Consider the following 24,751-nt stretch of genomic DNA (forward strand, 5'->3'; position numbering starts at 1 on the left):
TGACGACGCCATTATCGCGTGGCTTTCAGGCGTGAGGATGAAAAAGGCTACGACGAATTTTTCTTCGCTTGTCTTTCAGGGGCTTAACAAAAACATGCTGCCCGTTTCGTCGTCACGGCCCAAAACAGCCGTATCCTCTTTGCCCCCGGATCGTGGCGATCCACTGCGCTTTGGCGCCTTCCGGCAAAACCATCGCCGAATGCTGCGATAAATGGATGAAATTTCTCCGTGTATCACCTGCAGGAGAGGGCGGTTCCTCGCGGTCTACCCATACTCCCGGTAGTGTCGCCTCAACTTCCCATTCCGGAGACACTGATGAACCGCCTTCTTATCCTCGGCACGGCACTTGCCGCCCTCTTCGTGCAGCCGGCGTTTGCGCAGGAGCAGAAACTGCTCAACGCTTCCTATGACGTCGCCCGCGAGCTGTTCGTGGCCGAGAACGAGGCCTTCGTGAAGGCGCATCCGGGCGTCACGATCGATCAGTCGCATGCGGGTACGTCCAAGCAGGCACGCTCGATCGTCGAGGGGCTCGAGGCTGACGTCGTCACCTTCAACCAGTCGACCGACGTCGATTTCCTGGCAAAGCAGGGTTTTGTTGCCGCGGACTGGAACAAGGCGTTTCCGAACAACGCCTCGCCCTTCTATTCCTTCCCGGCCTTCCTTGTGCGCGCCGGCAATCCGAAGAATATCAAGGACTGGGGTGATCTCGCCCGTGACGACGTCCACGCGATCTTCCCGAACCCGAAAACATCCGGCAACGCCCGCTACACCTATCTGGCGGCAACAGCCTGGGCGAAGGAAGAGTTCAAGGACGATGCCGAGAAGATCGAGGCCTATATCACCAAGATCTTCGACAACGTGCCTGTGTTCGACACCGGCGGACGTGCCGCCACGACCACGTTCGTCGAACGCGGCCAGGGCGACGTGCTGATCACCTTCGAGGCCGAAACCCGCGGCATCGAAAAGCAGTTCGGCAAGGACAAGGTCGAAAACGTCATTCCGTCGGTGTCGCTGCTTGCCGAATTCCCGGTCGCGGTCGTCGACAAGGTCGCCAAGAAGCATGGCACGGAAGCGCTGGCAAAGACCTATCTGGAATTCCTCTACACGGAGGAAGGCCAGAAGATCGCCGCCGAATTCGGCCACCGCGTCCATAACGAAAAGGTCGCGGCCGAATTCAAGAGCCAGTTCCCCGAAATCCGCCTCGTCAAGGTCGACGACGTGTTCGGCGGCTGGTCCAAGATCCAATCCGAACACTTCGCCTCCGGCGGCACGCTCGACAAGCTGTACGGCAGCCGCTGATTGGACTGGGAAGCAGTTGCTCTGCCTTGCCCTCATTCCTGTGCTTGTCACAGAAATCCAGCCAGCCTAAGTCCTTAGGCTGAAAAACCCTTCACCCCGGCACGCGTCGGGTTCTGTGTGACCGCCACAGGAATGAGGGACGCTAAAGAACTGCGAAATCAGACCGGTGGATATTTGTCCGCCGGTTCTTGCTGTTGAAGACTTTGTTGCAGTTGAAAACGAGGAACTGATCATTTGAGACGACGCAATGTCCTGCCTGGCTTGCCGTTATCGCTGGGCGTGACCCTGTTTTATGTCGGCCTGATCGTGGTGCTGCCGCTGGCGGCCCTTGTCATCAAGGCGGCAACCCTGGGGCCTGAAGACTACTGGCGGATCGTTTCCTCGTCGCGGGCGCTTGCCAGCTACCGGGTGACCGTGCTGTCGGCGCTGGGCGCCACCGTGTTCAACCTGTTCTTCGGGCTATCGCTTGCCTGGGTGATCACCCGCTACCGGTTTCCGGGCCGGCGCATTATCGATGCCATGGTCGATCTGCCATTCGCGCTGCCGACGGCGGTTGCCGGCATTGCGCTGACGGCGCTGTTTGCCAACAATGGCTGGTTCGGTTCGGTGCTGGAAGGTTACGGCATCAAAGTCGCCTATACGCCGCTCGGCATCATGATCGCCATGTGTTTCACCTCGCTGCCGTTTATCGTGCGCACGGTGCAGCCGGTGCTGGAAGATCTCGATCCGGCGTTGGAAGAAGCGGCGCAATCGCTCGGCGGGTCCGACTGGACGATCTTTACCAAGGTCATCCTGCCGCTCTTGGCGCCGGCGTTGCTGGCGGGCCTCTCGCTATCGTTTGCCCGTTGCCTCGGCGAATTTGGGGCGATCATCTTCATTGCCGGCAACCAGCCGATGTCGACGGAAATCACTGCTCTACTGATCTTCATCCGGCTTGAGGAATACGATTACCAGGCGGCCGCCGCCATTGCCTCGGTGCTGCTGCTCGCCGCCTTTACGATGCTGGCCGTTACCAACTGGCTGCAGTCGCGGGCGCTGCGTTACACGGTGAAGGGATAAGACCATGAGCGCTGTTTCCCCCCATCGCAAACCGCCGCGGGTCGGCGACAACACAGCGTTTCGCCGCGCGCTGATCGGCATCGTGCTGGTTCTCGTCGCCTTCGTCATCGTCGCGCCGCTGATCATCATCGGTGTCGAGGCATTCTCGAAGGGCTGGGCGGTCTATCGCGAGACGATACTCCATCCGGATACCCGACACGCGATCATGCTGACGGTGGTGGCGGCGCTCATCGCCGTTCCCGTCAACACCGCCTTCGGCATCGCCGCCGCCTGGGCGATCACCAAGTTCGATTTCTGGGGGCGGCGGTTTCTGCTGGTGGTGATCGAGATCCCGTTTTCGGTCTCGCCCATCGTTGCCGGCGTCGCCTATCTGTTCGTCTACGGGCTGCAGGGCCTGTTCGGGCCGGTGCTCGATGCCTACGGAATCAAGATCCTGTTTGCGGTGCCCGGCATCATCATCGCCTCGATGTTCGTGACCGCACCCTTCGTTGCCCGCGAACTCATTCCGCTGATGCAGGCGCAGGGCCGCGATCTCGAGGAGGCCTCGACCTCGCTTGGCGCATCCGGCTTCCGCACCTTCTTTTCGGTGACGCTGCCGAACGTCAAATGGGCGCTGCTCTACGGCGTCATTCTCTGCAACGCGCGCGTGATGGGCGAATTCGGCGCCGTCTCCGTCGTGTCGGGCAATATCCGCGGCCAGACCAATACGCTGCCTTTGCATATCGAGCTGCTCTATCACGACTACCAGGCGGCAGGCGCCTTTGCGTCGGCTTCCATTCTGGCGTTGATCGCCGTCCTTACCATCATCGCCAAGGTCGCGCTCGAGCGCCAGGGTGCGGGCCGCGTCCGCAAAACCGCCAGTCCGGCAGAGAAAACAGCATGAAGATCCGTCTCGAAAACGTCGTCAAAACCTTCGACACCTTCCGTGCCGTGAAGGGCGTGTCGCTCGATATTGAAAGCGGCGAACTGGTGGCGCTGCTCGGCCCCTCCGGCTCCGGCAAGACGACCATCCTGCGCATGGTGGCGGGGCTCGAATATGCCGATGGCGGCGCCATCTATTTCGGCGATCAGGATGCGACCGACATTCCGGTGCGCGACCGCGGCGTCGGCTTCGTGTTCCAGCATTATGCGCTGTTCCCGCATATGACGGTGGCGCAGAACATCGCCTTCGGCATGAAGGTTTCCAAGGTGAAGCGCGACAAGGCGGCGATCGATGCCCGCGTCGCAGATCTGTTGCGGCTGGTACGGCTGGATGGCCTCGGCGATCGGTTTCCGGCCCAGATTTCCGGTGGCCAGCGGCAGCGCGTGGCGCTTGCACGGGCGCTCTCGGTCGATCCAAAGGTGCTGCTGCTCGACGAACCGTTCGGCGCGCTCGATGCCAATGTCCGGCACGACCTGCGCCGCTGGCTGCGCGAGATCCATTCGGAACTCGGCATCACCACGATCTTCGTCACCCACGACCAGGAAGAGGCGCTCGATCTCGCCGACCGGGTGGTGATCCTGAAAGACGGCCAGATCGTGCAGCAGGGCACGCCGAAGCAAGTCTGCCGCGATCCGCAATCGGCCTTCGTGATGAAGTTCCTGGGCGATGCGAACGTGCTCTCAGCCCAGGTCCGCGACGGCCGCGCCCATGCCGGTGGCCTTTCGGTCGATGCACTGGGGATACCAGACGGCAAGGCCGAGCTCTACGCCCGCCCCGCCGATCTCGACTGGTCGGCACAGGCGCCCGGCATTGCCGCAACGATCTCCCGCGTCCTCGACCGCCCCGACAGCCGCCGCGTGCTGGCGGTGACGGAAACCGGCGAACAGCTGGAATTCGACGTGGAGCCGGAACGCGAGGTTTCAGCCGGCGAGGGCGGGTTTGTGACGCTGCGGCGGGCGAAGGTGTTTGCGGTTTAGGGGGGTGTGGGGAGTCAAACGTCTGCCATCGCAAGACGCGGTCATTGCGGATGATCGCGAACCACTGTCATCCGCCCGACGCACGCAGAACCTAGATCATAGACTTACCTAGCCCCCTTGGAATTGGGACGCCGCATGATTGATGCCGTGATCTTCGATTTGGATGAGACTCTGTTCGACAGATCGTCGTCCTTGAACGCTTTTGTACAGCATCAGTTTTCAAATGTTGAGATCGGCGACTTCTCCAGCTTGAGCGAGGTGGCTGCTCGGTTTCTTGAACTGGATCGCCGGGGGCGCGTGTCGAAGCTCGACGTCTACGGCACACTGCTTGGCGAAATCGGCAATCCCGATGAAAGGCTGATCTTATCCAAAAATCCGATGGGTCGCCGTCGTATCGTCCTGTGGCCCAGTCGGAGGCTTCATTCGTCAGCACACTGCCGAGCAAGCCATAGCCGTCCGAGAATTCGATCCCGGTCTTGACCCAACGTCTTTCGTCGAGCCTGACCATGAGGCCAGCCTGGTCGTAAAGATGCTCGAAATGGGCCTGGACTCGAACCTGGGCGGTGAAATCGCCGTCGGCCTGGAATGCGTAGAAGTGGCCGTTGTCGCGGACAAAGCCATAGTGTGTCTCTCGCCAGAAGTCCGTGCTGGCGTCGGTCGTGACAGATAGTCCGAGATCCGAAGCTTCTGAATTTGCGGGCTGATTGAGCCACCGTCCATTCTTAAGGCTCTGCAATAGTGGCTCCTATGACAACCGGCGGACTTGCTTTGCCGCATATTTCGTCGAGAGATTATTGCTAGAGCGCATGAACTGCCAATGAAAAAGGACTGGCCGAGAATTTCTGCGTCGCGCCGAGAGCGTGTTATTCCCGGGAGAATGTGGAACGAGAGCGCACGACGATCACTCTTACTTCGGGCAGCAGCATAGCGGCTGCGCGGCGGAGGACCGGTCCGGGTGGGATATAAACGGATAGGGCATTCCTCCCTCATTCGGGCCGAACTCAGCTCTGCGCCCCGACATCGGTCGGGGTGAGGGACAGATCTACTCGCGACCAACCGTAACCCCGCGGCCACCCATCCTTTGACTTTTCGCGCCGAAGCCTATAGGGACGGCGCAAACGTTCGGCTGCGATCGTTGCAGCCATGGGGCCTTTGAGCCCGACATATCCGAAAGACAGATTTGATGACCGATATCAACGGCGCCGCCCCGGCGATCGCGAAGGCTTTGCAAAAGCGCGGCTATGAGACGCTAACCCCCGTCCAGCTGGCCATGCTCGATCCTGCGCTCGAAACCGCCGATGCGCTCGTTTCCGCACAGACCGGCTCCGGCAAGACGGTTGCCTTCGGCATGGCCATGGCGCGCACGCTGCTCGACGATGGCGAAAAATTCGGCCGGGCTGCTGCACCTCTCGCACTCGTCATCGCGCCGACCCGCGAGCTTGCCATGCAGGTGAAGCGCGAGCTCGACTGGCTCTATGCCGAAGCGGATGCCGTGATCACCTCCTGCGTCGGCGGCATGGATATCCGCGCCGAGCGTCGTTCGCTGGAGCGCGGCGCGCATATCGTTGTCGGCACGCCCGGCCGTATCTGCGACCACATCCGCCGCAACGCGCTCGACATGACGGAAATCCGCGTGGCCGTGCTCGACGAAGCCGATGAGATGCTCGATCTCGGGTTCCGCGAAGACCTCGAATACATTCTCGAGGCAGCCCCTACCGAACGCCGCACGCTGATGTTTTCGGCTACCGTTCCGTCGGCCATTGCCAAGCTTGCCAAGAGCTACCAGCGCAATGCCGTGCGCATCGCCACCGCATCCGAACAGAAGCAGCATGTGGATATCGAATACCGCGCGCTGGTCGTCACCCCGTCGGACCGCGAGCATGCGATCGTCAATGCGCTGCGCTTTTACGAGGCGCCGAACGCCATCGTGTTCTGCTCGACGCGTGCTGCCGTTAACCATCTGCATGCGCGTCTTGCCAATCGCAATTTCTCCGTGGTGGCGCTGTCGGGCGAGCTGACGCAGACCGAGCGCACCCATGCGCTGCAGGCCATGCGTGATGGCCGCGCCCGCGTCTGCATCGCAACCGACGTCGCTGCCCGCGGTATCGACCTGCCGGGTCTCGAACTCGTCATCCATGCGGATCTGCCGACAAATTCTGAAACGCTGCTGCACCGTTCGGGCCGCACCGGCCGTGCCGGCCGCAAGGGCGTCAGCGCCCTGATCGTTCCGGTCAGCCAGCGCCGCAAGGCCGAGCGGCTTCTCGCCGGCGCGCAGGTTGAGCCCACCTGGGCCCGCCCGCCATCGGCCGAAGAGGTGACCGCGCGCGACGAGGAACGTCTGTTTGCCGATCCGATCTTTGAAGAGATCGCCAAGGACGAGGAAGAACAGGGCCTGATCGACAAGCTGGTGGCGCGTTTTGACGCGACGAAGCTGGCGTCCGCCTTCGTCAGCCTCTATCGCGGCAAGAATTCGGCGCCGGAAGACATTACCGAAGTGTCGCTGGAGACCCGCAAGCCCCGCGAAGGCGGCAATGATTCCGCACCGCGGCCGCTGACGCCGCGTGGCGATTTTGGCGCAGCCGTATGGTTCTCGCTGTCGGTCGGTCGCAAGCAGCGCGCCGAACCGCGCTGGCTGATCCCCACCATCTGCCGCGCCGGTGATCTCACCAAGCACGAGATCGGCGCGATCAAGATGCAGGCCGACGAGACTTTCGTGGAAATCGCCGCCGCCCATGCCGACAAGTTCATGGCCAAGCTCGGCAAGGACGGAATGATGGAACGCGGCGTGCGCGTGACGCGCCTGGATGGCGTTCCGGATTTCAGCAAGTTCTCGCGCGGCGATGACGAAGGCTTCGTCAAGCGCGAAGGCCCGCGTCTCGACAAGCCCTACAAGGACAACAAGCCGTTCAGCAAGGACGGCCCGCGCAGCGACAAGCCGTTCAACAAGGACAAGCCCTACGGCGACAAGCCTTTCAACAAGGACAAGCCGGCCGGAGCCAAGCCTTACGGCGATGCACCGCGCAAGGACTGGAAAGCCAAGCCCGCCGGCGCCAATGTCGACCGCCGCGTCGACGACGAAGTCTGGGGTGAAAAGCCGAAGTCCAATTTCGCCAAGAAGCCGGGCGACAAGCCGTTCAACAAGGCTGGTGGCGACAAGCCGTTCAAGAAGCCGGCCCCCAAGGGCGGGTTCGACAAGCGCAAGTAGTTGATAGCGGGGGGCGAGGTTTCGTCCCCCGTTTGTTTATTGGCAGATCGGGCGGGCAGGTTACATCCCCTAGCCCTCGAAGCTGCCGCCATAGTCCTTCGGGACGAGGTCGGCCTGCGCATTGCCACTCCGCACAAGTTCAAGGATCATGTCTGCCACACGTTCGGGCGGGTGTGCGAAGGATGCGGTTTGGATCTCCTGTGTCTTTGCCGATTCCAGCCCAGACCTGACGGCGCCGTAAAACTCGGTCGCGGTGATGAACGGATGCATGATCGAGACGGCAATGCCGGCATCGGCAAGCTCCAGGCGAGCGACACTTGAAAGCATGTTCAGCGCTGCCTTGGAGCTGGTATAGGCAGCCGAGCCCGGATAGGTGGCAAGCGTTGCGCCTGAGCTGACATTGACGATGCTGCCGGCACCTTGGCTGCGCATATGGGGAATGACCGCCTGCATCATGACCAACGGCGCTACGCAGTTGAGATCGAGCACATCTTTGAAATCCTCAATGCCGATCTCTTCGATCGTGGCATGCAGGCCCTGTCCGGCGTTGTTGACCAGAACATCGATGCGACCGTATTTCTGAGCGGCGGCGTGGACGGCTTGTTTAACCTGCTCCGGGTGCGTGACATCACAAACCACCGCCAGCGCCTCATTGCCGATCTCCCGTGCCAGCGCTTCGATGCGATCTTTCCTGCGGGCCAGCAAAACGACCCGCGCGCCGGACAAGGCCGCAGCGCGCGCCGTTGCTTCGCCGATACCCGAGGAAGCGCCGGTGACAATCACAACCGCGTCTTTGATTTCCATCTGGAATGTTCCTTCATAAAATGGTGTCCCGCGCAGCATCGCAACAAGGCTGCGCGGGTGAGTATCCGTAGACCGGAGGCGATCCCGTCGCGCGTCCGATCCGGTCTGAAATTTGCACATTCCTGCTTATGCGTTGCTCTGGACGGAAAGCCGTGCCACATCTCTGCTCATGAGCGATGCCATCAGGATGTTGAAGGAGTTTGTGGAAGAACGCGCTGCAGGCGTGCTCACGACCACGGGCATTCCCCGCGTTGACATCCTCAAGGTGACCGAACCGACCGAGCTGTTTCCCGAAATCTATCAGCCTCTGGTTAGCCTGATCCTGCAGGGAGAAAAGCGCCTGCTGATCGGGAGCGAGGTGATCAGTTACACCGCAGGGCAGACATTCATCGCGTCCGTGGCGCTGCCTGTCATCGGCGAGATCGTTCATGCGAGTGTGAAGGGCCCCTATCTCGCGGTCAGGCTCACCTTCGATCGCGCGATGATCGCCGATTTGCTGCTGGACGATCCCGGCCCGGCTGTGTCGTCTGACACGCCCAGCTTTTGCGTCAGTCACGCAAGCGACAGACTTATCGACGCCTGGCTGAGGATGCTGCGCCTGATGGAGGAGCCGGATGAGATTGCGGTGATGGCACCCTTGCTGGAACGGGAAATTCTGTTCCGACTGCTGCGCGGCCCGCAAGGCGCCGTGCTGCGGCAAGTCGCCAGCATCGACGATCGGTTCGCGCAGATCAGGAACGCGCTGGTCCGGCTGCGCAAGGACTATGCCACCACCTTCCACGTGGACGAGCTTGCCTCCGCTTCAAACATGAGCCCATCCGCCTTTCAGCGGCGCTTCAAGACGAGCACCGGCCTGTCGCCGATCCAGTATCAAAAGCGGATCCGGCTATACGAGGCGCGCGGCATGCTGTTTGCACGGCCGGGCGATGTGGCAGCCGTCGCACTCGCCGTCGGCTATGAAAGCCTGTCCCAGTTCACCCGGGAATACGCAAGAATGTTCGGATCACCACCCGCCCGCGATGTCAGGAATTTGCGGGCGACCTCGCCGGTGGGGCCACCGGGGTATGGTGAACCACTGTTGGGGTAGGTGGCTTGTGGCTGCGGTTGTGGGCGGCAGGGAGCTTAGTCGGGCGTTAGGTTCGACCAATGAGTTTAACGCATTGCCTCTGCTATACGGAGCAGGGCCGCGTATATGATCTCCGGGTTGTCAGGTGCTACGGCATTTCGGGCGATGGTTTCGGCGTCAGCGGCGATTTTATGGGCCGCACACAATGCGGTCCGGCCCTTCGGTGTCAGTTCGGTTGTGAGAACCCGGCCGCGTACCGGATGAGCCATGCGCTTGATAAGGCCGTCCCGTTCGAGTGTGGCTATGATGGACTGCATCGTCTGCGGTGTCACGAAGGCGCGCCGGGCCAAGTCCGCACTTGATAAGCCCGCGCTGAACTCCAATCCCGCCAGTACCGAATATTGCGGGGTCGTCAGTCCGATATCTCTCAGCTGGTTGTCGAGATGGCCCCGCAGCGCTTGCTGCGCTCGCTTCAGCGCGTATCCGAGCGAACGGTATGTGTCATCGACCGGTGGATCCATGAGAGTAGACATATCAGGGCCCTTATAATATAAGATGTCAGTACCCTGATAATACCGGGTCTCATTGAAAAGGATAGGCAGCCTATGGCTCGATTAATTGGACCGGATTTCATCGGCATCCAGACGAAGGATATGGACGCCGCACTCACCTTCTATCGGGATGTCGTCGGGCTTACGCCCTCGGCGAAAGGACCTCCCGGCGCGATTGTTTTCGAAACCCACCCTATTCCATTCGCCGTTCGCACGCCGATCGAGGACTTTGATGAGACGGTAAAGCTCGGAACGGGCGTTGCAATCTGGTTTGGTTGTGACGACGCTGACGAATTGCACGCGCATCTTTCCGAGAGGGATGTGCAGATAGTATTCCCGCCCAAAGACGGGCCGTTCGGGCGCTACTTCGCATTCGTCGATCCATTTGGATATACGATAACGGCGCATAACGTCTCAACGCTGTGATGAGAGCATTTGGCCTTCAGGGTGACGGCAGCCCGAGGCGGATCAAATGCTTTAGCGTCATAAGACTAGAGCGAAGTGAGTTCGATGAAAGCACTTCGCTCTAAAACAGCGCCCTAAAATCCCGACACCTGCCATTTTGTGTTTTCCGCCAGAAGGAAGCGCAAGCAATATGAACACGTTGAGCTAAGTTAAAAGCAACTCTTCTGATTTTCATATCATTATTATTAAATATTCGAAAATATTATTGATTTAGGTCTCTCTCCAAGGCCGAGGCGTCAAAATGCTTGGCGCAAGCTTTGCATTCGATAGTGCAGTACCATTTATATACTTAAGGTATTGCTACAATGAAAATCGACACATCAACAAGTCGCCTCTACGCGAGCCAGAGCACGCAGATATCTGCGGCTTCCGACGACACCTCGGCCTCGTTTTCGGCCGCGCTGAGCACTGCCACGGCAGGTCCGTCCCAGTCGGATGCAGAGGGTGCCGAGCAGACCGACTTTACCAGCATGACCCGCCAGGAAATGCAGGACTGGTGCAATGACCAGATCCACAGCGGCAACATGTCGCTTGATGAAGGCCTTCCCTTTATGGCGATGACGATGAAAATTCCGGTGGGTGGGGGTACTGCCGGCGCGTTGCAGGCTTCAGATGATGGCGAACGCGTTGATTTTACGGAAAAGGTTCGCGCCGGCATCGAGGGAGCGATTACACGCAACGACGAGGCTACGCGCGGTATGCTCGAGAAGGCCATGGAGACTATGCAGCAGTATCAGGACGAAACTTCCAGCGCCGACGCCCGGGCTTAAAACCCCTCAGCCCAACATGCCTGCCTGAACCGACACCATCGCCAACACATAAAAAAACGGCCGGAGCTTTCACTCCGGCCGTTTCGCATTTCACCAATCAGCCGATCAGTTCATCTGGCTGACATACTTCGTTTCCAGATAGGCCGCGACGGCTTCGGAGCCGCCTTCGGTGCCGTAACCGGAATCCTTGACGCCGCCGAAGGGGACTTCGGGCAGCGCGAGGCCGTTGTGGTTGATGGTCAGCATGCCGGCTTCGACTTCACGGCCGAGTGCGTGGGCGGTCTTGACCGAGCCGGTGAAGGCGTAGGACGCGAGGCCGAAGGGCAGGCGGTTTGCCTCGGTGATGGCCTCTTCATAGGTCGAGAAGCGGTTGACGATGGCGATCGGGCCGAAGGGCTCGTCGTTCATGATCTTGGCGGACGTCGGCACGTTGGCGAGAACCGTTGGTTCGAAGAAGTTGCCCTTGTTGCCGATGCGCTTGCCGCCGGTCTTCAGTTCGGCGCCGGACGACACTGCGTCCTGGATCAGCGCTTCCATGGCCGGAATGCGGCGTTCGTTGGCAAGCGGGCCCATCGTGGTGCCGGCGTCCATGCCGTTGCCGACCTTGAGGGCTTCGGCAGCCTTGACGAACCCTTCCATGAACTTGTCGGCGACGCCGTCCTGGATGAGGAAGCGGGTCGGCGCGACGCAGACCTGGCCGGCGTTGCGGAATTTTGACATCGCGGTCACTTCGATCGCCTTGTCGAGATCGGCGTCATTGAAGATCAGGACCGGTGCGTGGCCGCCAAGTTCCATCGTGGCGCGCTTCATGTGCTTGCCGGCGAGCGCTGCGAGATGCTTGCCGATCGGCGTGGAGCCGGTGAACGAGATCTTGCGGATGACCGGATGCGGAATGAGGTATTCCGAAACTTCCGAGGGAATGCCGTAGACGAGGCCGATGACGCCTGCAGGCACGCCGGCATCTGCAAAGGCGCGGATCAGTTCGGCAGGCGATGCCGGAGTTTCCTCAGGCGCCTTGACGATGATCGAGCAGCCGGTGGCAACCGCTGCGGACAGCTTGCGGACGATCTGGTTGATCGGGAAGTTCCACGGTGTAAAGGCCGCGACCGGGCCGACCGGCAACTTGATCGTCATCTGGTTGACGCCGGAGAAACGGGCCGGAATGATCTGGCCGTAGGTGCGGCGGGCTTCTTCGGCAAACCAGTCGATCGTATCGGCGGCGCCCATGATTTCCATCTTCGACTGGGCAAGCGGCTTGCCCTGTTCGCGGGTCATCATGAAGGCAATGCTATCGGCGCGTTCGCGCAGAAGGTCGGCTGCCTTGCGCATCATCTTGGAACGATCGAAGGGCGAGGTGTCGCGCCAGATCTTGAAACCCTTGTCGGCCGCTTCGAGCGCGAGATCGAGATCCGCCTTACGGGCATGGGCAATCTTGCCGATCACTTCGTCGGTCGCGGGATCGGTAACTTCGATCGTCTCGCCGGCGATCGCATCGCGCCATTCGCCGTTGATGAAGAGCTTTACGTCGGGATAGGTCTGCATAGGGTCCACTTTCGTTCGTGAAATTCGCGCAAGGGCAGGGGCCGAGGAGGTTCGTCCGGCCGCCGGCAGAGGTGTCAAATGTTCCGGTGCCTGAGTTAAGACAAAGACGGGAGACAATCAACGGCGGGCATCGAATAAGTCATACTTATATCGATTAAACCGGGCAGCGTTATCAGCTGCCGTGCCCCCGCGTGCTCTATAGATAGGGAGGCGTGACGGCGCTGACCACCTCGCAGCGCACAGGTCCGACATTTCGGTAGCGATGCGGCAGGCGGCTGTCGAACAGATAGGCGTCGCCGCGCTTTAGGATACGGGTCTGGGTGCCGACGGTGACTTCCAGTTCGCCGGCAACAACGACGCCGCCTTCCTCCGCCTCGTGGGAAAGCATGGTTTCGCCGGTATCGGCGCCCGGCTCGTAGAATTCGTGAAACACCTGCACGCTGTGGGATTTGGCATCACCCACCTGCAACAGCGTCAGCGCGCCTGTCGACAAGGGCGTCAGTTCGTCGGCGCGGTAAAAGATCTGGTCGACGGGCGGCAGCGTCAGCGCGAAGAAATCGGTCATCGGATAGTTGATCGCTTCCAGGATCTTCTTCAGCGAGGCGACCGAGGGGCTGACCTTGTTCTTTTCAATGAGCGACACCAGCGAATGGGTAACGCCGGCTTTGACCGCCAGGGCCCGCTGCGACAGCCCGTGCGCCTGGCGCACCAGCCGGAGCCGATCGCCGACGTCGAACGCCGCTTCGGGTTCGCTGTGCGGGTTTTCGGTTTCCGGTTTTTCCGTTCCGTGCATTCTTCGTGCGCGCCTTCATGCATCGCCATCGCCTAAGCGGCGGCAGGGACTTGTGATACACCGAAGGGTGGGGGATGGCCAATGACGAAAAGCGGCGTGGGTGGTGAGGGGGGAGGGCGGCGGCGGGCGTTGGTGGCCGAATGCCGAGGCGCAGCTTTGCGCCTTAATCTCGGTTCTTCCTTTCAGCCTTGCGTGCGCCGGAAGCATAGGGACCGCTGCGCGCTCAGCGAAGGTCAGACTCTGTGACAAGATCCACGCCACTGTGATGCTTAGTATATCTTAAACGTTGTCCAGCGCGCTTTACAAGTGTCGTGTCTCTGCAGCATCGATGAGAGAAAAATTTCTCTGATGACTGCTTGCAAGGAGTTGAAATTACAACTTCGAGAAGATACGTATGAGCTGACTTTAGCAATAGGCTGCGGCTCCACGGCTCTACTGATGTCCGACCCTTGGGTTGTCCTGATGTACGAGCTTCGAGACTTCATGTTCTCTCAGTTGACGACTCCATGGTTAAACATGGGTTGCAGTTTGCTGAAGTCTCGCAATGGAGGATTCGCCCATGAACAAAATTCAAAAGCGTCTCGACCTTGCTGTAGCGGTTCTAACCGGCTTGTGCGTCTCCCTCGAGATTATCAATGTCGCTCTGGATCTGCTCAGCAAGGTTGTCAACTATGGCCGTACAGTTCGAAAACTTCCTGTATTCCTTCATGCGCAACGGGAAGCCGATCTACGCGCCTAATCTGTTTTCGGAGAAGCTTGGTTACGATATCAAACGCCAAGTGAATAAGGCGCACACGTTCGACAGTTTCATTTACCATTTCAAGGATGGCTCTCACGTCCTTGCGCTTCACCGGCATCGCGCGAACAAGTTTTTCTGCCGCATCGATATCACACGGTTCTTTTACAGCATTCAACGCAATCGATTGAAGCGCGTTCTTAAAGACCTGGGCATCTTCCGTGCCGAGTATTTTGCAAAGTGGTCAACGGTCAAGAACCCTTATGAAGGAGGTGGCTACGTCATCCCTTACGGGTTTGTTCAGTCGCCAATCCTAGCCACGTTGGTGCTGTCTAAGTCCGCTGTAGGGAATTATTTGCGTGGACTTGCCCCAAGTATCACCGTGTCGGTTTACATGGACGATATCTGCCTTTCCGGAAATGACCTCGACGCGCTCAAGGTAGCATTCAGCGGACTTCTCGAAGCGGTGTCGGAGGCAGGTTTCTCCTTAAATGACGACAAGACGCGCCCGCCCGCCGAAGCCATCGACATATTCAATTGCAGCCTAGAGCAGGGCGACACCAAGGTTCTGCGAGACCGTGTGGACGAGTTCTATGCGGTAGCGCGAACACCCCAAAGTGAGGAAGGGTTCGAAACCTACTGTGACATTGTAGAATCACATACATGGCGTATAGGCGCCAAGAAACGTCGGCGCCGCGCATATTTCCGCAGGAAGCCCAAATCTGCCCCCGTCGCTCCCGAAGCTACCTGAGCTTTCCTGCATTCGAGCCGGTCAACATGCCAAGTGCGAAGCCGATGATAGTGCTAATGGTTTTTTCGGCAAAGGCAGTTTTAGTTTTGTCCTTCGAGAAGACATACATCATGCAAAACACAACCAGCACGAAGGCGACGAGCCCGAGTATTACGTAGAGAAACATACTCTGCGAGTGATCCTCAGCCCGCGACGTAGCTGCCGCTTGTTGGGCGTAAGCGATGCCAAACACCTCAGGTATCAAGTCGATGGAGGCGCGCCGCTCAACGTAAGGAAGGGAATGCAACAGCTCCTTAGTTGCGGAGATATCCGCCGTGAGTGTCTCTGCCATTAGCGCGGCTTTGGGATTATCTGCAACAATCGCCCTGAGCGTCGCTGTATCCGTCCCTAACTTTTCAAGGCGAGCCAAAATGGCTTTCTGGTCGATGTCTGAGAGTTGCCAGACCGTCACCTGATCAGGCTTGAAAATCGTGTAGAGGATATCGGAGGCGGAGCCAGCTATGAACGAAATCATCACGGCAGCCACGGCAGATGACGTCAACAGACGGAACAGACTTGTGAGCTTTTGGCTCCGTGTCTTTGCGATTTCAGATTCGTTTTCAGCCATTTTTCCCTCCCCCTGTGCTACTCGATCTATAGCAGAAGTTCTCGCCACAACCATAAGGCTGTACCATCGTTTCTTGATGAAGAAATAGATGTGGCGATGAGATCTGGTAGTCGGCAGGGACAGCGTACGCCGCGGCTCTTGGCATCGTGTCAGCTATTGACCACACATTGCCCGAAGGAGACGAGTCCGCTCTCGGGCCAAACTCTGTTATTCCTCTAAACCGCGCCCAATTCGGCAACTGCCCCAAACCAACCGCCCCCATTCCCCGCAAAAATGCCCGGCACGCAAAAGCGGGCCGGGCATGGTTCGCAACAAAATCCGCCTCAGAAGAACGCCTGTATCCCAGTCTGCGCACGGCCTAAAATCAGCGCATGGACGTCATGCGTGCCTTCATAGGTGTTGACCGTTTCGAGGTTCTGGGCGTGGCGCATGACGTGGTATTCGATCTGGATGCCGTTGCCGCCGTGCATGTCGCGGGCCTGGCGGGCGATGTCGAGTGCCTTGCCGCAATTGTTGCGCTTGACGATGGAGATCATTTCCGGGGCCATCTTGTGCTGGTCCATCAGCTGGCCGACGCGAAGCGATGCCTGCAGGCCGAGCGTGATTTCGGTCTGCATGTCGGCGAGCTTCTTCTGGTAGAGCTGGGTGCCGGCGAGCGGCTTGCCGAACTGTTTGCGATCCAGCCCATACTGGCGAGCGCGGAACCAGCAGTCTTCGGCAGCGCCCATCACACCCCAGGAAATGCCGTAGCGGGCGCGGTTGAGGCAGCCGAACGGGCCTTTCAGGCCCGACACGTTGGGCAGGATGGCATCTTCGGTCACCTCGACGCCGTCCATGACGATTTCGCCTGTGATCGAGGCGCGCAGCGAAAGCTTGCCGCCGATCTTCGGGGCCGAAAGACCCTTCATGCCCTTTTCGAGCACAAAGCCGCGGATCTCGTTGTTATGGGCTTCCGATTTCGCCCAGACGACGAAGACGTCGGCGATCGGTGCGTTGGAGATCCAGGTTTTTGCGCCGCGCAGGCGATAACCACCCTCGATTTTTTCGGCGCGGGTCTTCATGCCGCCGGGGTCGGAGCCGGCGTCCGGTTCGGTCAGGCCGAAACAGCCGATCAGATCACCGGAGACGAGGCCGGGCAGATACTTCTGTTTCTGCTCATCGGAGCCGTAGGTGAAGATCGGATAGATCACCAGCGAGGACTGGACGCTCATCATCGAGCGATAGCCACTGTCGATGCGCTCGATCTCGCGGGCGACGAGGCCGTAGGCGACATAAGAAGCGTTGGCGGCGCCATATTCCTCGGGCAGCGTCACGCCGAGAAGGCCGGTCTGGCCCATCAGCTTGAACAGGTCCTTGTCGGTGGTCTCGTCGAGATAGGCATCGTTGATGCGGGGCGCGAGTTCGGCCTTGGCAAAGCTTGCGGCCGCATCGCGGATCATCCGCTCTTCGTCGCTCAGTTGGTCTTCGATGAGAAAGGGATCGTTCCAGTTAAACGCCATGCTTCTGAGGCCTCCGGATTTCAGCAATTCTGTTGATGGCGATTATCGCCGTGGGGCGCGCAAGGGCAAGACCCGTTTACTCAAACCGTCATGATCTATAGTCATAGGGCATGCTCACCCTGTCGCGAAAGCTTCTGCCGTCCACCTCGGCGCTTGCCGCCTTCGATTCCGTTGCTAGGCTCGGCAGTTTTTCGGCGGCTGCCGAAGAGCTGTCCTTGACCCAAGGGGCTATCAGCCGGCAGGTTTCCGGGCTCGAGGAGCAGCTGGGCATGCCGCTGTTCGAGCGCACCAGCCGCGGCGTGGTGCTGACCGAGACCGGGGCGGACTATGCCAAATCGATCAGCGTGGCGCTCTCTCAGATCCGCTCGGCCTCGCTTGCCGCCATGAGCAAACGGCATGGCGACCAGCTGAACCTTGCGATCTTGCCGACATTCGGCACCCGCTGGCTGATGCCGCGCATTCCGCAATTCGTCGCCCGGCATCCGCAGGTGACGCTGAATTTCGCGACCCGTATCGGCGTGTTCGATTTCGACCGCGAGGGCATCGATATGGCGATCCATGTGGGCACGCCCGACTGGCCGGGGGCCGAGTGCACCTATCTGATGAGCGAAATGGTGGCGCCCGTCTGCTCGCCGGAGTTTCTGGCCAGCCACCCGATCCGCGCGGGCGAAGACCTGCTGCGGCTGCCGCTTCTGCACATGGCATCGCGCCCCGGCGCCTGGAGCCACTGGTTCGCAAGCCTTGGCATCGACACGGCACCCTCCCAGGCGATGCGCTTTGAACAGTTCTCAAGCGTTGCGCAGGCAGCGATCGCGGGGCTGGGCGTCGCGCTGATGCCGCTGTTCCTGATCGACAGCGAACTGGCGAGCGGCCAGCTGGTCGAAGCCTTCCCGCATGAAGTCAGAAGTCCCAGCGCCTATTATGCGGTCGCACCCATCAGCAAACGCGATTTCAGGCCGGTCGTGGCGTTTCGGGAGTGGCTGCTGGAAGAGGTGGCGCGGTATGGGCAGGAGGTGGTGGGGTGGTGAGTGGGCGGGGAGGGGTGGCGGAACGGTGCGTCTCGCCCCTTCATCATAATCCATCCGTCGCTCCTTGAACCTATTCATCGTTGATGGTCGCTAACAGCAACGACCGGTGAGCAGCCACGCCCGCCAGGCTTCCATCGCCGACCGCGAGTGCAACTGAGGCCATCGGCCGCGCGGCGTCGCCGCAGGCGAAGACGCCGGGCAGGCTGGTTTCCTTCATCGCATCAGTCTTGATGGTGGCGCCAAGGGGGCCTTGCTCCATGTCGAGGCCGAGCTGCTGCGCGATCGAGGTGAAGACCTCGAAGGGAGCAAGCGCGAACAGGCCGGAGAAAGACAGGGTTCTTCCATCGGCAAGCTGCACATCGGCGTGATCGGTGAGGGCCTTCACGGGGGAGCGCTCGATGACGACGCCGCGCGCTGCGAGGGATTGAAGCTGATCTCTATCCGGCTCGAATGCCTGGTTGAGAAGCAGGGTTGTCGGTCCCCAATCGGGAAGCATCAGCGCATGGTGCATCGAGAGCGCCGAGCCGGCGATGACGCCGATCTTGCCCTGGTTGAGTTCGTAGCCGTGGCAGTAGGGGCAATGGAACACGCTTTTGCCCCAACGCTCCTTCAGCCCCGCGATGTCGGGAAGAATGTCGCGTACGCCCAGCGCCAGGATCAGCCGGCGCGAACGGTAACGGGTGTCTCTCAGCAAAACGGTGACATGAGCCGCTCCGGAGCCTTTCTCACCGTTGCGCTGAACGGTATCTGCACGACCCGAGACCCAATCCACCGTTGGGTACTCCATGACCTGTGACCGGGCCTCGGCTGCAATTTCAGCGGGATCGACATGGTCCTGGGTGAGGAAGCCATGCGAGTGGGATGCGAACCGATTGCGCCTGAGGCCTTCGTCGATCATCAGAACCTTTCGACGCGCGCGGCCGAGTTGAAGCGCTGCCGAAAGGCCGGCGTAGCTGCCTCCGATGATGATGACGTCGTAGATCGTGTCGCTCATGGACTTTCTCCTTTATCTCGCAACAACATAAGTGTCGTGAAAAGATGGGTCAAGTATCATGGCACTTCGATTGTATCGTGAATGGCGATCATGCTAGTGTCGGTGGGGAAAGCACGAGAGGGAGCAGAGGATGAGGCAGGATAGTCGGCTATCGCGCATGCTGCATGTGTTGATCCATATGGGGCGACATGACGGGGCGATGACATCCGAGATGATCGCACAGATGCTCGACGCCAACCCTGTCGTCATCCGGCGCACCATGGCGGGACTGCGCGACGAAGGGTATGTCAGCTCCGTAAAAGGGCATGGTGGCGGCTGGACGCTGGCGCGTCCTCTCGAGGAACTGACGCTTCTCGATATCTACCGGGCGGTCGGAGAACCGTCGATCTTTGCGGTTGGACCCGCTTACGACATGCCGGGATGTCCGATCGAACACGCGGTCAACGGGACTTTGACGGACGTCTTCAACGAAGCAGAGGAGCTGCTGCGCAAGAGGTTTGCCGGGGTAACGCTTGCCGATATTGCCAACGGGTTTCGAGGATCTAGCGAACAGGACGACGGTCAACGATGCACGCCATGACCGCAGGCGACATCCCAGCTATGGCTTCAGCCGCGGATTGACCCCTTAGTAGACCAAGCCCTCCGCTTCACGCTGGGTGCGCCCCCAAGCGCATGCTGTGGTGCCGGATTTCGCTCTGGCCGCCCAGGGCGTGAGTTTGCAACCATCCGGCGGGACTCGACTCCTCATCCGTTTTCTGCTTCTCTGATTAAACGATTAATCAGAGCGCCTCGATGGCTCCCATCCGCAACAGCCCGAACATGAGTGCGATAGCGAGCGCCCTTGGCGTGTCGGCGGCGACCGTGTCGAATGCGTTGTCGGGCAAGGGGCGGGTTTCGCCGGAGCTTGGGGCGAGGATCCGGGCGAAGGCCGAGGAGCTTGGGTATGTGCCGAGCGTGACGGCGCGTGCGCTTCGCACGGGGCGCAGCCGCGTCATCGGGCTGGTGCTTCCCGATATTGCCAATCCGCTTTTCCCGCAGATCGCCCAGGCGATCGAGAATGCTGCGGCAGATGCCGGTTACGGCGTTTTGATCGCCGACAGCCGTGGCGACAGTTCGATGCAGACGCTTGCGATCCAGCGGCTGGTCGAGCGCCAGGTTGACGGGATCGTCATCGTGCCGCGGCTCGGCACCCGCATTGCGGATCTCGGGTGCCCGGTCGCCGTCATCGACAGCCCGTCGACTCCCGGCAACACGGTTTCTTCCGATCATTGGCAGGGTGGCCAGGTGGTTGCCGATCATCTGGTCGGGCTCGGCCACACGAATTTCGTGCTGATCGGCGCCAATCCGCTTTCGAACGTTCAGAACGACCGCATCGGCGGCATGAAATCGCGCCTGCCGAAGGGTTCCCGCTTCGAGACGATCTGGATCGAGAAGCTTGAGGCACTGGCGGGAGCCGGCTGTTCGCTCGGCTTGAAGCAGAAGGTCGAGCTCGGTTTTACCGCCTTTGCCGCCACGAGCGATCTGCATGCGTTGCGTGCGCTGACCGAACTGCAGCAGGCGGGCATCCGCATTCCCCAGCAGGCAAGCGTCACCGGTTTCGACGATCTCGTCTGGTCGTCGGTGGTTTCGCCGGGTCTTACCACCGTGCGCCAGGATATGGCGGCGATTGCCGAGATTGCCGTCGGCGCGCTGGTCGGTGTGATCGGCGACGATGCGGCTGAGCCTGATGCCGCGACCATAACGGTCGGCGTCACTGCCGTTGCAAAGACCGATCGCGTGCCGATGACACTCGTTGCCCGCCAGACCACCGCATCCGTTTCCAGCCCCGATTTTTCACCCGCATCCCCAGCCTTGGAAGGGAATGACCCATGAAGACCCTGATTACCGCATCCGCCACCCTGTTGCTTGCCACGACGGGCCTTGCCCAGGCACAGGAAAAGACGCTGACCATTTCCGTCTATGCGCTGGCGCAGGACGAGTACAAGCAGATCGTCTATGATCCCTTCCAGGCGATCTGCGGCTGCAAGCTGGTGGTCGAGACCGGCAACAGCGTCGAGCGGGTGGCCAAGATGGAGGCCAACAAGGCCAATCCGGTCATCGACATGGCCGTCGTCTCGATGGCCGATGCGCTGTCTGCGTCCCGCAAGGATCTGACCGACACGATCGACACAGCCAAGCTCAAGAGCTTCAACGCGCTGTACGACATCGCCAAGGATCCGAACCAGGACGGCAAGAGCGTCGGCTACACGTTCTACGCCAACTCGATCGTCTACCGGTCCGACAAGATGAAGATCGAAAGCTGGGCGGATCTGTTCAAGCCGGAATATGTCGGCCATATCGCGTTTCCGAACATCACTACCAATGGCGCGGCACCAACGCTCTACATGCTCGGCCAGGCGCTGGGCAAGGATACGCCTGATCTTGCAGCCCCGATCGCGACGATCGGCGAAAACAAGGACGAGATCGTCACCTTCTACGAGAAATCCTCGCAGCTTGTGCAGCTGATGAAGCAGGAAGAGATCTGGGCGGCACCGGCCGGGCGTTTCGCCTGGGCGCCGTTTACCAAGCTCGGCCTGCCGATGGCATGGGCGACGCCTAAGGAAGGCCAGGCCGGCGGCATGAATGTCATGGTCGTCACCAAGGGTTCCAAAAACCGTGACCTCGCGCTGCAGTTCATGGATTTCTGGCTTTCGACCGAGATCCAGACCAAGCTTGCCGAAAAGCTGGTGGACAGCCCTGCCAACAGCGAGGTGAAGGTGTCCGACGAGATCGCCGGCAATCTCACCTTCGGCAAGGCAACCGCCGAAAGCCTCAAGTTCATCCCGTCTGCCGTCGCTCTCGATAACCGCGCGGGCTGGATCAAGACCTGGAACGACAAGGTCGGGCAGTAAGCTTCAGCAAACCGCGCGTCTTGCGGCGTCGCATACCTTTCGGCCCGGGTTCCGGGCTGAAAGGGCGCGGCCTGCGAAGCGCGCGTCAATGATGACGAGACACAGTCCGACGATACCACCGGAGACCACGCATGTTTCAAAACCGGGCCGAGGCGTTTGCACTGGCACTGCCTGCCGCGATTTTTGCGGCGGCGGTGTTTATTGTGCCCGTGCTGATCCTTCTGTCTGACGGGTTCAGGAGCCTTGATGGCGGCTGGACGTTTGCGGCTTACGGCGAGTTCTTCGCCTCGCCGCTCAATCAGGCGGTCTTTTTGCGCACGCTGAAACTTGGCGCGCTGGTGACAGTGGTTTCGGCGGTGATCGGCTATGCGGCGGCGTTTTCCATCGTCAGCCTGTCGCCCGCCGCCAAGGGGCGGATGACCGGGCTTGTCGTTTTGCCGCTGATGATCTCGCCGGTGGCGCGCACCTATGCGTGGATTGTCATTCTCGGCCGGACCGGCATCGTCAACCAGGCCTTCCAGGCGCTGGGGCTGAGCGAGGCGCCGCTGCGCATCCTGTTTTCCGAAACGGCGATCTTTATCGGCCTGCTGCAGCTGTTCCTGCCGCTGATGATCATCTCACTGATCTCAGCGCTCGAGAATATGCCGAAGGATGCGGTTCCAGCAGCACGGGTGCTCGGCGCCAACTGGTTCCAGGTGTTCTGGAAGGTGATCCTGCCGCTCACCAAGGAAGGGCTGGTCATCGGCGGTACGCTGGTCTTCACCGGTTGCCTCACCGCCTATATCACCCCGGCCATCCTTGGCGGTTCCAAGGTGCTGATGCTGGAAACGCTGATGTACCAGCAGGTTGCCGTCAGCAACAATTTCGTCGCCGCAAGCGTCATCGCCTGCATCCTGATCGTCATGAGCTTTGCCGCCAACCTTCTTCTGAAGCGGGTGGCAACGGCGCGCAACACGCAGAGAAAGGCCGCCCGATGACCGCTCGCAGCCTGTTCGTCCCCGCCACGCTGTTTCTGCTGGCGACCTTCCTGATCGGGCCGTTTCTGATCATCGTCGCGGCGTCGTTTTCGGCCGGCGAGACTTTGTCCTTTCCGCCGCAGGGCTTTTCGCTGCAATGGATCCTCAAAGTCTTTACGGTCGAAAGCTTCCGCGCCTCGTTTGCGATGTCGATGTTTCTCGCCATCGGCGGCACGGCGGCAGCGCTGGTGCTCGGCATTCCCGCATCCTACGCGCTGTCGCGCTACCGGCTGCCGGGGGCGGAAATCATCCGCACTATCGTTTCCGCGCCGATCATCGTGCCCGGCATCATCGTCGGCCTTTCGCTGCTGCGCTACGTGGTCGTGCCGTTCGGCGTTGGCATCACGCTTGCGCTGTTTCTGGCCCATACAGCGCTGATCCTGCCCTATGCGGTGCGCGTGGTTTCGGCGAGCCTCGACAATCTGCGCGCGGATATCGAGGAGGCGGCAGTGCTTTTGGGGTCGTCCCGGCTCGGTGCCTTCTTCCGGGTGGTCATGCCCAACATCAAGGGCGGCATTCTTTCGGCCTTTATCCTCGGCTTCGTCACCTCGTTCAACCAGGTGCCCGTATCGCTGTTCCTGTCCGGTCCCGGCGTGCGCACGCTGCCGATCGACATGATGGCCTATATGGAAATCGTCTTCGATCCGTCGGTTGCGGCGCTCTCGTCGCTGCTCGCCTTCCTGTCCATCGGCATCGTTTTTGCTGCTGAACGCTTTCTCGGATTTTCCCGCTATGTCTGATCAATCCTATCTCTCGCTTGAAAAGCTGACGCTTGCCTACGGTGACAGCGTCGCCGTTGCCGATCTCGACCTGTCGGTCCGGCGCGGCGAACTCATCGCGCTGCTCGGCCCCTCCGGCTGCGGCAAGACGACGACCATGCGCGCAATCGCCGGGTTGTTGCCGGTGAAATTCGGCAAGGTCATCCTCGACGGCGAGGACATGACGCGCACGGCGCCGAACAAGCGTGCCGTGGGGCTGGTGTTCCAGTCCTATGCGCTGTTCCCGCATCTCTCCGTCTATGAAAACGTTGCCTTCGGGTTGCGGCTGAAGGGCATGAAGGGCGCGGAACTGGATTCCAAGGTGCAGTCCGGCATCGCCTCCGTCGGTCTGGCAAAATTTGCCGACCGCAAGCCGGCCGAGCTTTCCGGCGGCCAGCAGCAGCGCGTGGCGCTTGCCCGCTCGATGGTGATGGAGCCGAAGGTTCTGCTGCTCGACGAGCCGCTGTCCAACCTCGATGCCCGGCTGCGGCTGGAAATGCGCACCGAACTGCAGCGCGTGCAGCGCGAGACCGGCGTGACGATGATCTTCGTTACCCACGACCAGGCGGAAGCCCTGTCGCTTGCCGACCGTATCGTCGTCATGAAGAACGGCGCGATCGAGCAGATCGGCACGCCTGAAGATATCTACAACCGGCCGACCTCCTCGTTCGTGGCGGATTTCGTCGGCTTCGAGAACATCTTTGCGCTTGAAGACGGCGCCCTGAAGACCGCCAATGGCAGCGCGCCGCTTTCGACCGCACCCGGAACCGAGGCGCCTCAGGCTGCGGGTCTTGCCTGGCGTCCGCGCATGGTGACGCTTGGAACCGGCCCGTTCCGCGGAACTGTGCGCGGCACATCGTTTGCCGGCCATTCCCGCGAATATTTGCTGGACAGCGCGCTCGGGCCGATCAAGGCTGAGGTGGATGCTTCCGAACCGGTGCATGTGTCCGGCTCGGACCTGTCCTTCGACCTGCCGGTACACAAGGCCGCGCAACTTTCGCGCATTGCCTGAGGAGAT

General features: G+C 60.5%; 24 protein-coding genes. 16 read left to right on the forward strand and 8 right to left on the reverse strand.

Annotation, left to right across the window (positions count from 1 at the left end):
* Positions 1 to 315 precede the first annotated feature (315 nt).
* The 4 genes from cysP (at position 316) to AC0JZ8_RS08465 (ending at position 4,257) form a co-directional block, all read left to right on the forward strand.
* Positions 316 to 1,299, forward strand: coding sequence for a thiosulfate ABC transporter substrate-binding protein CysP (gene cysP, locus AC0JZ8_RS08450; protein ID WP_471892266.1), 984 nt, complete (start codon positions 316 to 318; stop codon positions 1,297 to 1,299).
* Between the two features lie 234 nt (positions 1,300 to 1,533).
* On the forward strand, positions 1,534 to 2,358 hold the full coding sequence (cysT, locus tag AC0JZ8_RS08455) for a sulfate ABC transporter permease subunit CysT (RefSeq protein ID WP_471892267.1): 825 nt from the start codon (positions 1,534 to 1,536) through the stop codon (positions 2,356 to 2,358).
* 4 nt (positions 2,359 to 2,362) lie between these two features.
* A complete protein-coding gene (gene cysW / locus AC0JZ8_RS08460) occupies positions 2,363 to 3,241 on the forward strand; it encodes a sulfate ABC transporter permease subunit CysW (protein WP_471892268.1) in 879 nt (292 codons plus the stop codon).
* Entirely contained in the window at positions 3,238 to 4,257 is a 1,020-nt protein-coding gene (locus AC0JZ8_RS08465; RefSeq protein ID WP_471892269.1) for a sulfate/molybdate ABC transporter ATP-binding protein, read from the forward strand. Before cysW ends, AC0JZ8_RS08465 begins: the two co-directional genes overlap by 4 nt.
* A gap of 91 nt (positions 4,258 to 4,348) precedes the next feature.
* Here the strand turns inward: AC0JZ8_RS08465 and AC0JZ8_RS08470 are convergent, their stop codons facing one another.
* The gene (locus AC0JZ8_RS08470; protein ID WP_471892270.1) at positions 4,349 to 4,993 is read right to left on the reverse strand and encodes a DUF1349 domain-containing protein; all 645 of its coding nucleotides are present in this window, start codon (positions 4,991 to 4,993) and stop codon (positions 4,349 to 4,351) included.
* A 447-nt stretch (positions 4,994 to 5,440) separates the two neighbouring features.
* Here AC0JZ8_RS08470 and AC0JZ8_RS08475 point away from each other — a divergent pair, with 447 nt between their 5' ends.
* Positions 5,441 to 7,462 carry a DEAD/DEAH box helicase gene (locus AC0JZ8_RS08475; protein WP_471892271.1) on the forward strand — a complete coding sequence of 674 codons (2,022 nt, stop codon included), beginning with the start codon at positions 5,441 to 5,443 and terminating at the stop codon, positions 7,460 to 7,462.
* Between the two features lie 69 nt (positions 7,463 to 7,531).
* On the opposite strand, the gene AC0JZ8_RS08480 is transcribed toward AC0JZ8_RS08475, so the two are convergent.
* Entirely contained in the window at positions 7,532 to 8,266 is a 735-nt protein-coding gene (locus AC0JZ8_RS08480; protein WP_471892272.1) for an SDR family oxidoreductase, read from the reverse strand.
* 187 nt (positions 8,267 to 8,453) lie between these two features.
* Between AC0JZ8_RS08480 and AC0JZ8_RS08485 the strand changes: the two genes are divergently transcribed.
* Positions 8,454 to 9,353, forward strand: a complete 900-nt coding sequence (locus AC0JZ8_RS08485; protein ID WP_471892273.1) for an AraC family transcriptional regulator — start codon at positions 8,454 to 8,456, stop codon at positions 9,351 to 9,353.
* A gap of 65 nt (positions 9,354 to 9,418) precedes the next feature.
* Here the strand turns inward: AC0JZ8_RS08485 and AC0JZ8_RS08490 are convergent, their stop codons facing one another.
* The gene (locus tag AC0JZ8_RS08490) at positions 9,419 to 9,865 is read right to left on the reverse strand and encodes a MarR family winged helix-turn-helix transcriptional regulator (protein ID WP_156466570.1); all 447 of its coding nucleotides are present in this window, start codon (positions 9,863 to 9,865) and stop codon (positions 9,419 to 9,421) included.
* Positions 9,866 to 9,937: 72 nt separating this feature from the next.
* Here AC0JZ8_RS08490 and AC0JZ8_RS08495 point away from each other — a divergent pair, with 72 nt between their 5' ends.
* Both AC0JZ8_RS08495 and AC0JZ8_RS08500 read left to right on the forward strand, forming a co-directional pair.
* Positions 9,938 to 10,309 carry a VOC family protein gene (locus AC0JZ8_RS08495; RefSeq protein WP_471892274.1) on the forward strand — a complete coding sequence of 124 codons (372 nt, stop codon included), beginning with the start codon at positions 9,938 to 9,940 and terminating at the stop codon, positions 10,307 to 10,309.
* A 344-nt stretch (positions 10,310 to 10,653) separates the two neighbouring features.
* Entirely contained in the window at positions 10,654 to 11,118 is a 465-nt protein-coding gene (locus AC0JZ8_RS08500; RefSeq protein ID WP_471892275.1) for a hypothetical protein, read from the forward strand.
* Between the two features lie 105 nt (positions 11,119 to 11,223).
* On the opposite strand, the gene AC0JZ8_RS08505 is transcribed toward AC0JZ8_RS08500, so the two are convergent.
* Both AC0JZ8_RS08505 and AC0JZ8_RS08510 read right to left on the reverse strand, forming a co-directional pair.
* Positions 11,224 to 12,660, reverse strand: coding sequence for an NAD-dependent succinate-semialdehyde dehydrogenase (locus AC0JZ8_RS08505; protein ID WP_471892276.1), 1,437 nt, complete (start codon positions 12,658 to 12,660; stop codon positions 11,224 to 11,226).
* Between the two features lie 196 nt (positions 12,661 to 12,856).
* Positions 12,857 to 13,453, reverse strand: a complete 597-nt coding sequence (locus AC0JZ8_RS08510; RefSeq protein ID WP_471892277.1) for a cupin domain-containing protein — start codon at positions 13,451 to 13,453, stop codon at positions 12,857 to 12,859.
* A gap of 671 nt (positions 13,454 to 14,124) precedes the next feature.
* On the opposite strand from AC0JZ8_RS08510, the gene AC0JZ8_RS08515 reads away from it, so the two are divergent.
* Positions 14,125 to 14,940 carry a reverse transcriptase domain-containing protein gene (locus AC0JZ8_RS08515; RefSeq protein WP_471892278.1) on the forward strand — a complete coding sequence of 272 codons (816 nt, stop codon included), beginning with the start codon at positions 14,125 to 14,127 and terminating at the stop codon, positions 14,938 to 14,940.
* Here the strand turns inward: AC0JZ8_RS08515 and AC0JZ8_RS08520 are convergent.
* Together AC0JZ8_RS08520 and AC0JZ8_RS08525 are read right to left on the reverse strand one after the other, a co-directional pair.
* Positions 14,933 to 15,547: a hypothetical protein gene (locus AC0JZ8_RS08520; protein WP_471892279.1), complete on the reverse strand. Its 615-nt coding sequence runs from the start codon at positions 15,545 to 15,547 to the stop codon at positions 14,933 to 14,935. The two genes, AC0JZ8_RS08515 and AC0JZ8_RS08520, sit on opposite strands and share 8 nt — an antisense overlap.
* A gap of 323 nt (positions 15,548 to 15,870) precedes the next feature.
* Entirely contained in the window at positions 15,871 to 17,046 is a 1,176-nt protein-coding gene (locus AC0JZ8_RS08525; protein WP_062461376.1) for an acyl-CoA dehydrogenase, read from the reverse strand.
* A 110-nt stretch (positions 17,047 to 17,156) separates the two neighbouring features.
* Here AC0JZ8_RS08525 and AC0JZ8_RS08530 point away from each other — a divergent pair, with 110 nt between their 5' ends.
* Positions 17,157 to 18,074: a LysR family transcriptional regulator gene (locus AC0JZ8_RS08530; protein WP_062461373.1), complete on the forward strand. Its 918-nt coding sequence runs from the start codon at positions 17,157 to 17,159 to the stop codon at positions 18,072 to 18,074.
* A 70-nt stretch (positions 18,075 to 18,144) separates the two neighbouring features.
* Here the strand turns inward: AC0JZ8_RS08530 and AC0JZ8_RS08535 are convergent, their stop codons facing one another.
* A complete protein-coding gene (locus tag AC0JZ8_RS08535) occupies positions 18,145 to 19,068 on the reverse strand; it encodes an NAD(P)/FAD-dependent oxidoreductase (RefSeq protein WP_471892280.1) in 924 nt (307 codons plus the stop codon).
* A 130-nt stretch (positions 19,069 to 19,198) separates the two neighbouring features.
* Between AC0JZ8_RS08535 and AC0JZ8_RS08540 the strand changes: the two genes are divergently transcribed.
* The 6 genes from AC0JZ8_RS08540 (at position 19,199) to AC0JZ8_RS08565 (ending at position 24,745) form a co-directional block, all read left to right on the forward strand.
* The gene (locus tag AC0JZ8_RS08540) at positions 19,199 to 19,648 is read left to right on the forward strand and encodes an Rrf2 family transcriptional regulator (RefSeq protein WP_471892281.1); all 450 of its coding nucleotides are present in this window, start codon (positions 19,199 to 19,201) and stop codon (positions 19,646 to 19,648) included.
* Positions 19,649 to 19,860: 212 nt separating this feature from the next.
* Positions 19,861 to 20,940, forward strand: coding sequence for a LacI family DNA-binding transcriptional regulator (locus AC0JZ8_RS08545; RefSeq protein WP_471892282.1), 1,080 nt, complete (start codon positions 19,861 to 19,863; stop codon positions 20,938 to 20,940).
* Positions 20,937 to 21,959, forward strand: a complete 1,023-nt coding sequence (locus AC0JZ8_RS08550) for an ABC transporter substrate-binding protein (protein ID WP_325263321.1) — start codon at positions 20,937 to 20,939, stop codon at positions 21,957 to 21,959. Before AC0JZ8_RS08545 ends, AC0JZ8_RS08550 begins: the two co-directional genes overlap by 4 nt.
* Before the next feature lie 131 nt (positions 21,960 to 22,090).
* Positions 22,091 to 22,936, forward strand: coding sequence for an ABC transporter permease (locus AC0JZ8_RS08555; RefSeq protein WP_471892283.1), 846 nt, complete (start codon positions 22,091 to 22,093; stop codon positions 22,934 to 22,936).
* Positions 22,933 to 23,715, forward strand: a complete 783-nt coding sequence (locus tag AC0JZ8_RS08560) for an ABC transporter permease (protein WP_471892284.1) — start codon at positions 22,933 to 22,935, stop codon at positions 23,713 to 23,715. Before AC0JZ8_RS08555 ends, AC0JZ8_RS08560 begins: the two co-directional genes overlap by 4 nt.
* Positions 23,708 to 24,745: an ABC transporter ATP-binding protein gene (locus AC0JZ8_RS08565; RefSeq protein ID WP_471892285.1), complete on the forward strand. Its 1,038-nt coding sequence runs from the start codon at positions 23,708 to 23,710 to the stop codon at positions 24,743 to 24,745. Before AC0JZ8_RS08560 ends, AC0JZ8_RS08565 begins: the two co-directional genes overlap by 8 nt.
* Positions 24,746 to 24,751: the final 6 nt, after the last annotated feature.

Source organism: Velazquezella soli, assembly GCF_977018685.1.

Bases quoted from the DNA above. Each gene is read 5' to 3' on its own strand.
- AC0JZ8_RS08565 (WP_471892285.1), top strand. From the start codon at position 23,708: ATGTCTGATCAATCCTATCTCTCGCTTGAAAAGCTGACGCTTGCCTAC.
- AC0JZ8_RS08490 (WP_156466570.1), bottom strand. From the start codon at position 9,865: ATGTCTACTCTCATGGATCCACCGGTCGATGACACATACCGTTCGCTC.
- AC0JZ8_RS08465 (WP_471892269.1), top strand. From the start codon at position 3,238: ATGAAGATCCGTCTCGAAAACGTCGTCAAAACCTTCGACACCTTCCGT.
- AC0JZ8_RS08495 (WP_471892274.1), top strand. From the start codon at position 9,938: ATGGCTCGATTAATTGGACCGGATTTCATCGGCATCCAGACGAAGGAT.
- AC0JZ8_RS08535 (WP_471892280.1), bottom strand. From the start codon at position 19,068: ATGAGCGACACGATCTACGACGTCATCATCATCGGAGGCAGCTACGCC.
- cysP (WP_471892266.1), top strand. From the start codon at position 316: ATGAACCGCCTTCTTATCCTCGGCACGGCACTTGCCGCCCTCTTCGTG.
- AC0JZ8_RS08520 (WP_471892279.1), bottom strand. From the start codon at position 15,547: ATGGCTGAAAACGAATCTGAAATCGCAAAGACACGGAGCCAAAAGCTC.
- AC0JZ8_RS08480 (WP_471892272.1), bottom strand. From the start codon at position 8,266: ATGGAAATCAAAGACGCGGTTGTGATTGTCACCGGCGCTTCCTCGGGT.
- AC0JZ8_RS08525 (WP_062461376.1), bottom strand. From the start codon at position 17,046: ATGGCGTTTAACTGGAACGATCCCTTTCTCATCGAAGACCAACTGAGC.
- AC0JZ8_RS08515 (WP_471892278.1), top strand. From the start codon at position 14,125: ATGGCCGTACAGTTCGAAAACTTCCTGTATTCCTTCATGCGCAACGGG.
- AC0JZ8_RS08560 (WP_471892284.1), top strand. From the start codon at position 22,933: ATGACCGCTCGCAGCCTGTTCGTCCCCGCCACGCTGTTTCTGCTGGCG.
- AC0JZ8_RS08505 (WP_471892276.1), bottom strand. From the start codon at position 12,660: ATGCAGACCTATCCCGACGTAAAGCTCTTCATCAACGGCGAATGGCGC.
- AC0JZ8_RS08510 (WP_471892277.1), bottom strand. From the start codon at position 13,453: ATGCACGGAACGGAAAAACCGGAAACCGAAAACCCGCACAGCGAACCC.
- AC0JZ8_RS08550 (WP_325263321.1), top strand. From the start codon at position 20,937: ATGAAGACCCTGATTACCGCATCCGCCACCCTGTTGCTTGCCACGACG.
- AC0JZ8_RS08485 (WP_471892273.1), top strand. From the start codon at position 8,454: ATGTTGAAGGAGTTTGTGGAAGAACGCGCTGCAGGCGTGCTCACGACC.
- AC0JZ8_RS08530 (WP_062461373.1), top strand. From the start codon at position 17,157: ATGCTCACCCTGTCGCGAAAGCTTCTGCCGTCCACCTCGGCGCTTGCC.
- cysW (WP_471892268.1), top strand. From the start codon at position 2,363: ATGAGCGCTGTTTCCCCCCATCGCAAACCGCCGCGGGTCGGCGACAAC.
- AC0JZ8_RS08500 (WP_471892275.1), top strand. From the start codon at position 10,654: ATGAAAATCGACACATCAACAAGTCGCCTCTACGCGAGCCAGAGCACG.
- AC0JZ8_RS08555 (WP_471892283.1), top strand. From the start codon at position 22,091: ATGTTTCAAAACCGGGCCGAGGCGTTTGCACTGGCACTGCCTGCCGCG.
- AC0JZ8_RS08545 (WP_471892282.1), top strand. From the start codon at position 19,861: ATGGCTCCCATCCGCAACAGCCCGAACATGAGTGCGATAGCGAGCGCC.
- AC0JZ8_RS08475 (WP_471892271.1), top strand. From the start codon at position 5,441: ATGACCGATATCAACGGCGCCGCCCCGGCGATCGCGAAGGCTTTGCAA.
- AC0JZ8_RS08540 (WP_471892281.1), top strand. From the start codon at position 19,199: ATGAGGCAGGATAGTCGGCTATCGCGCATGCTGCATGTGTTGATCCAT.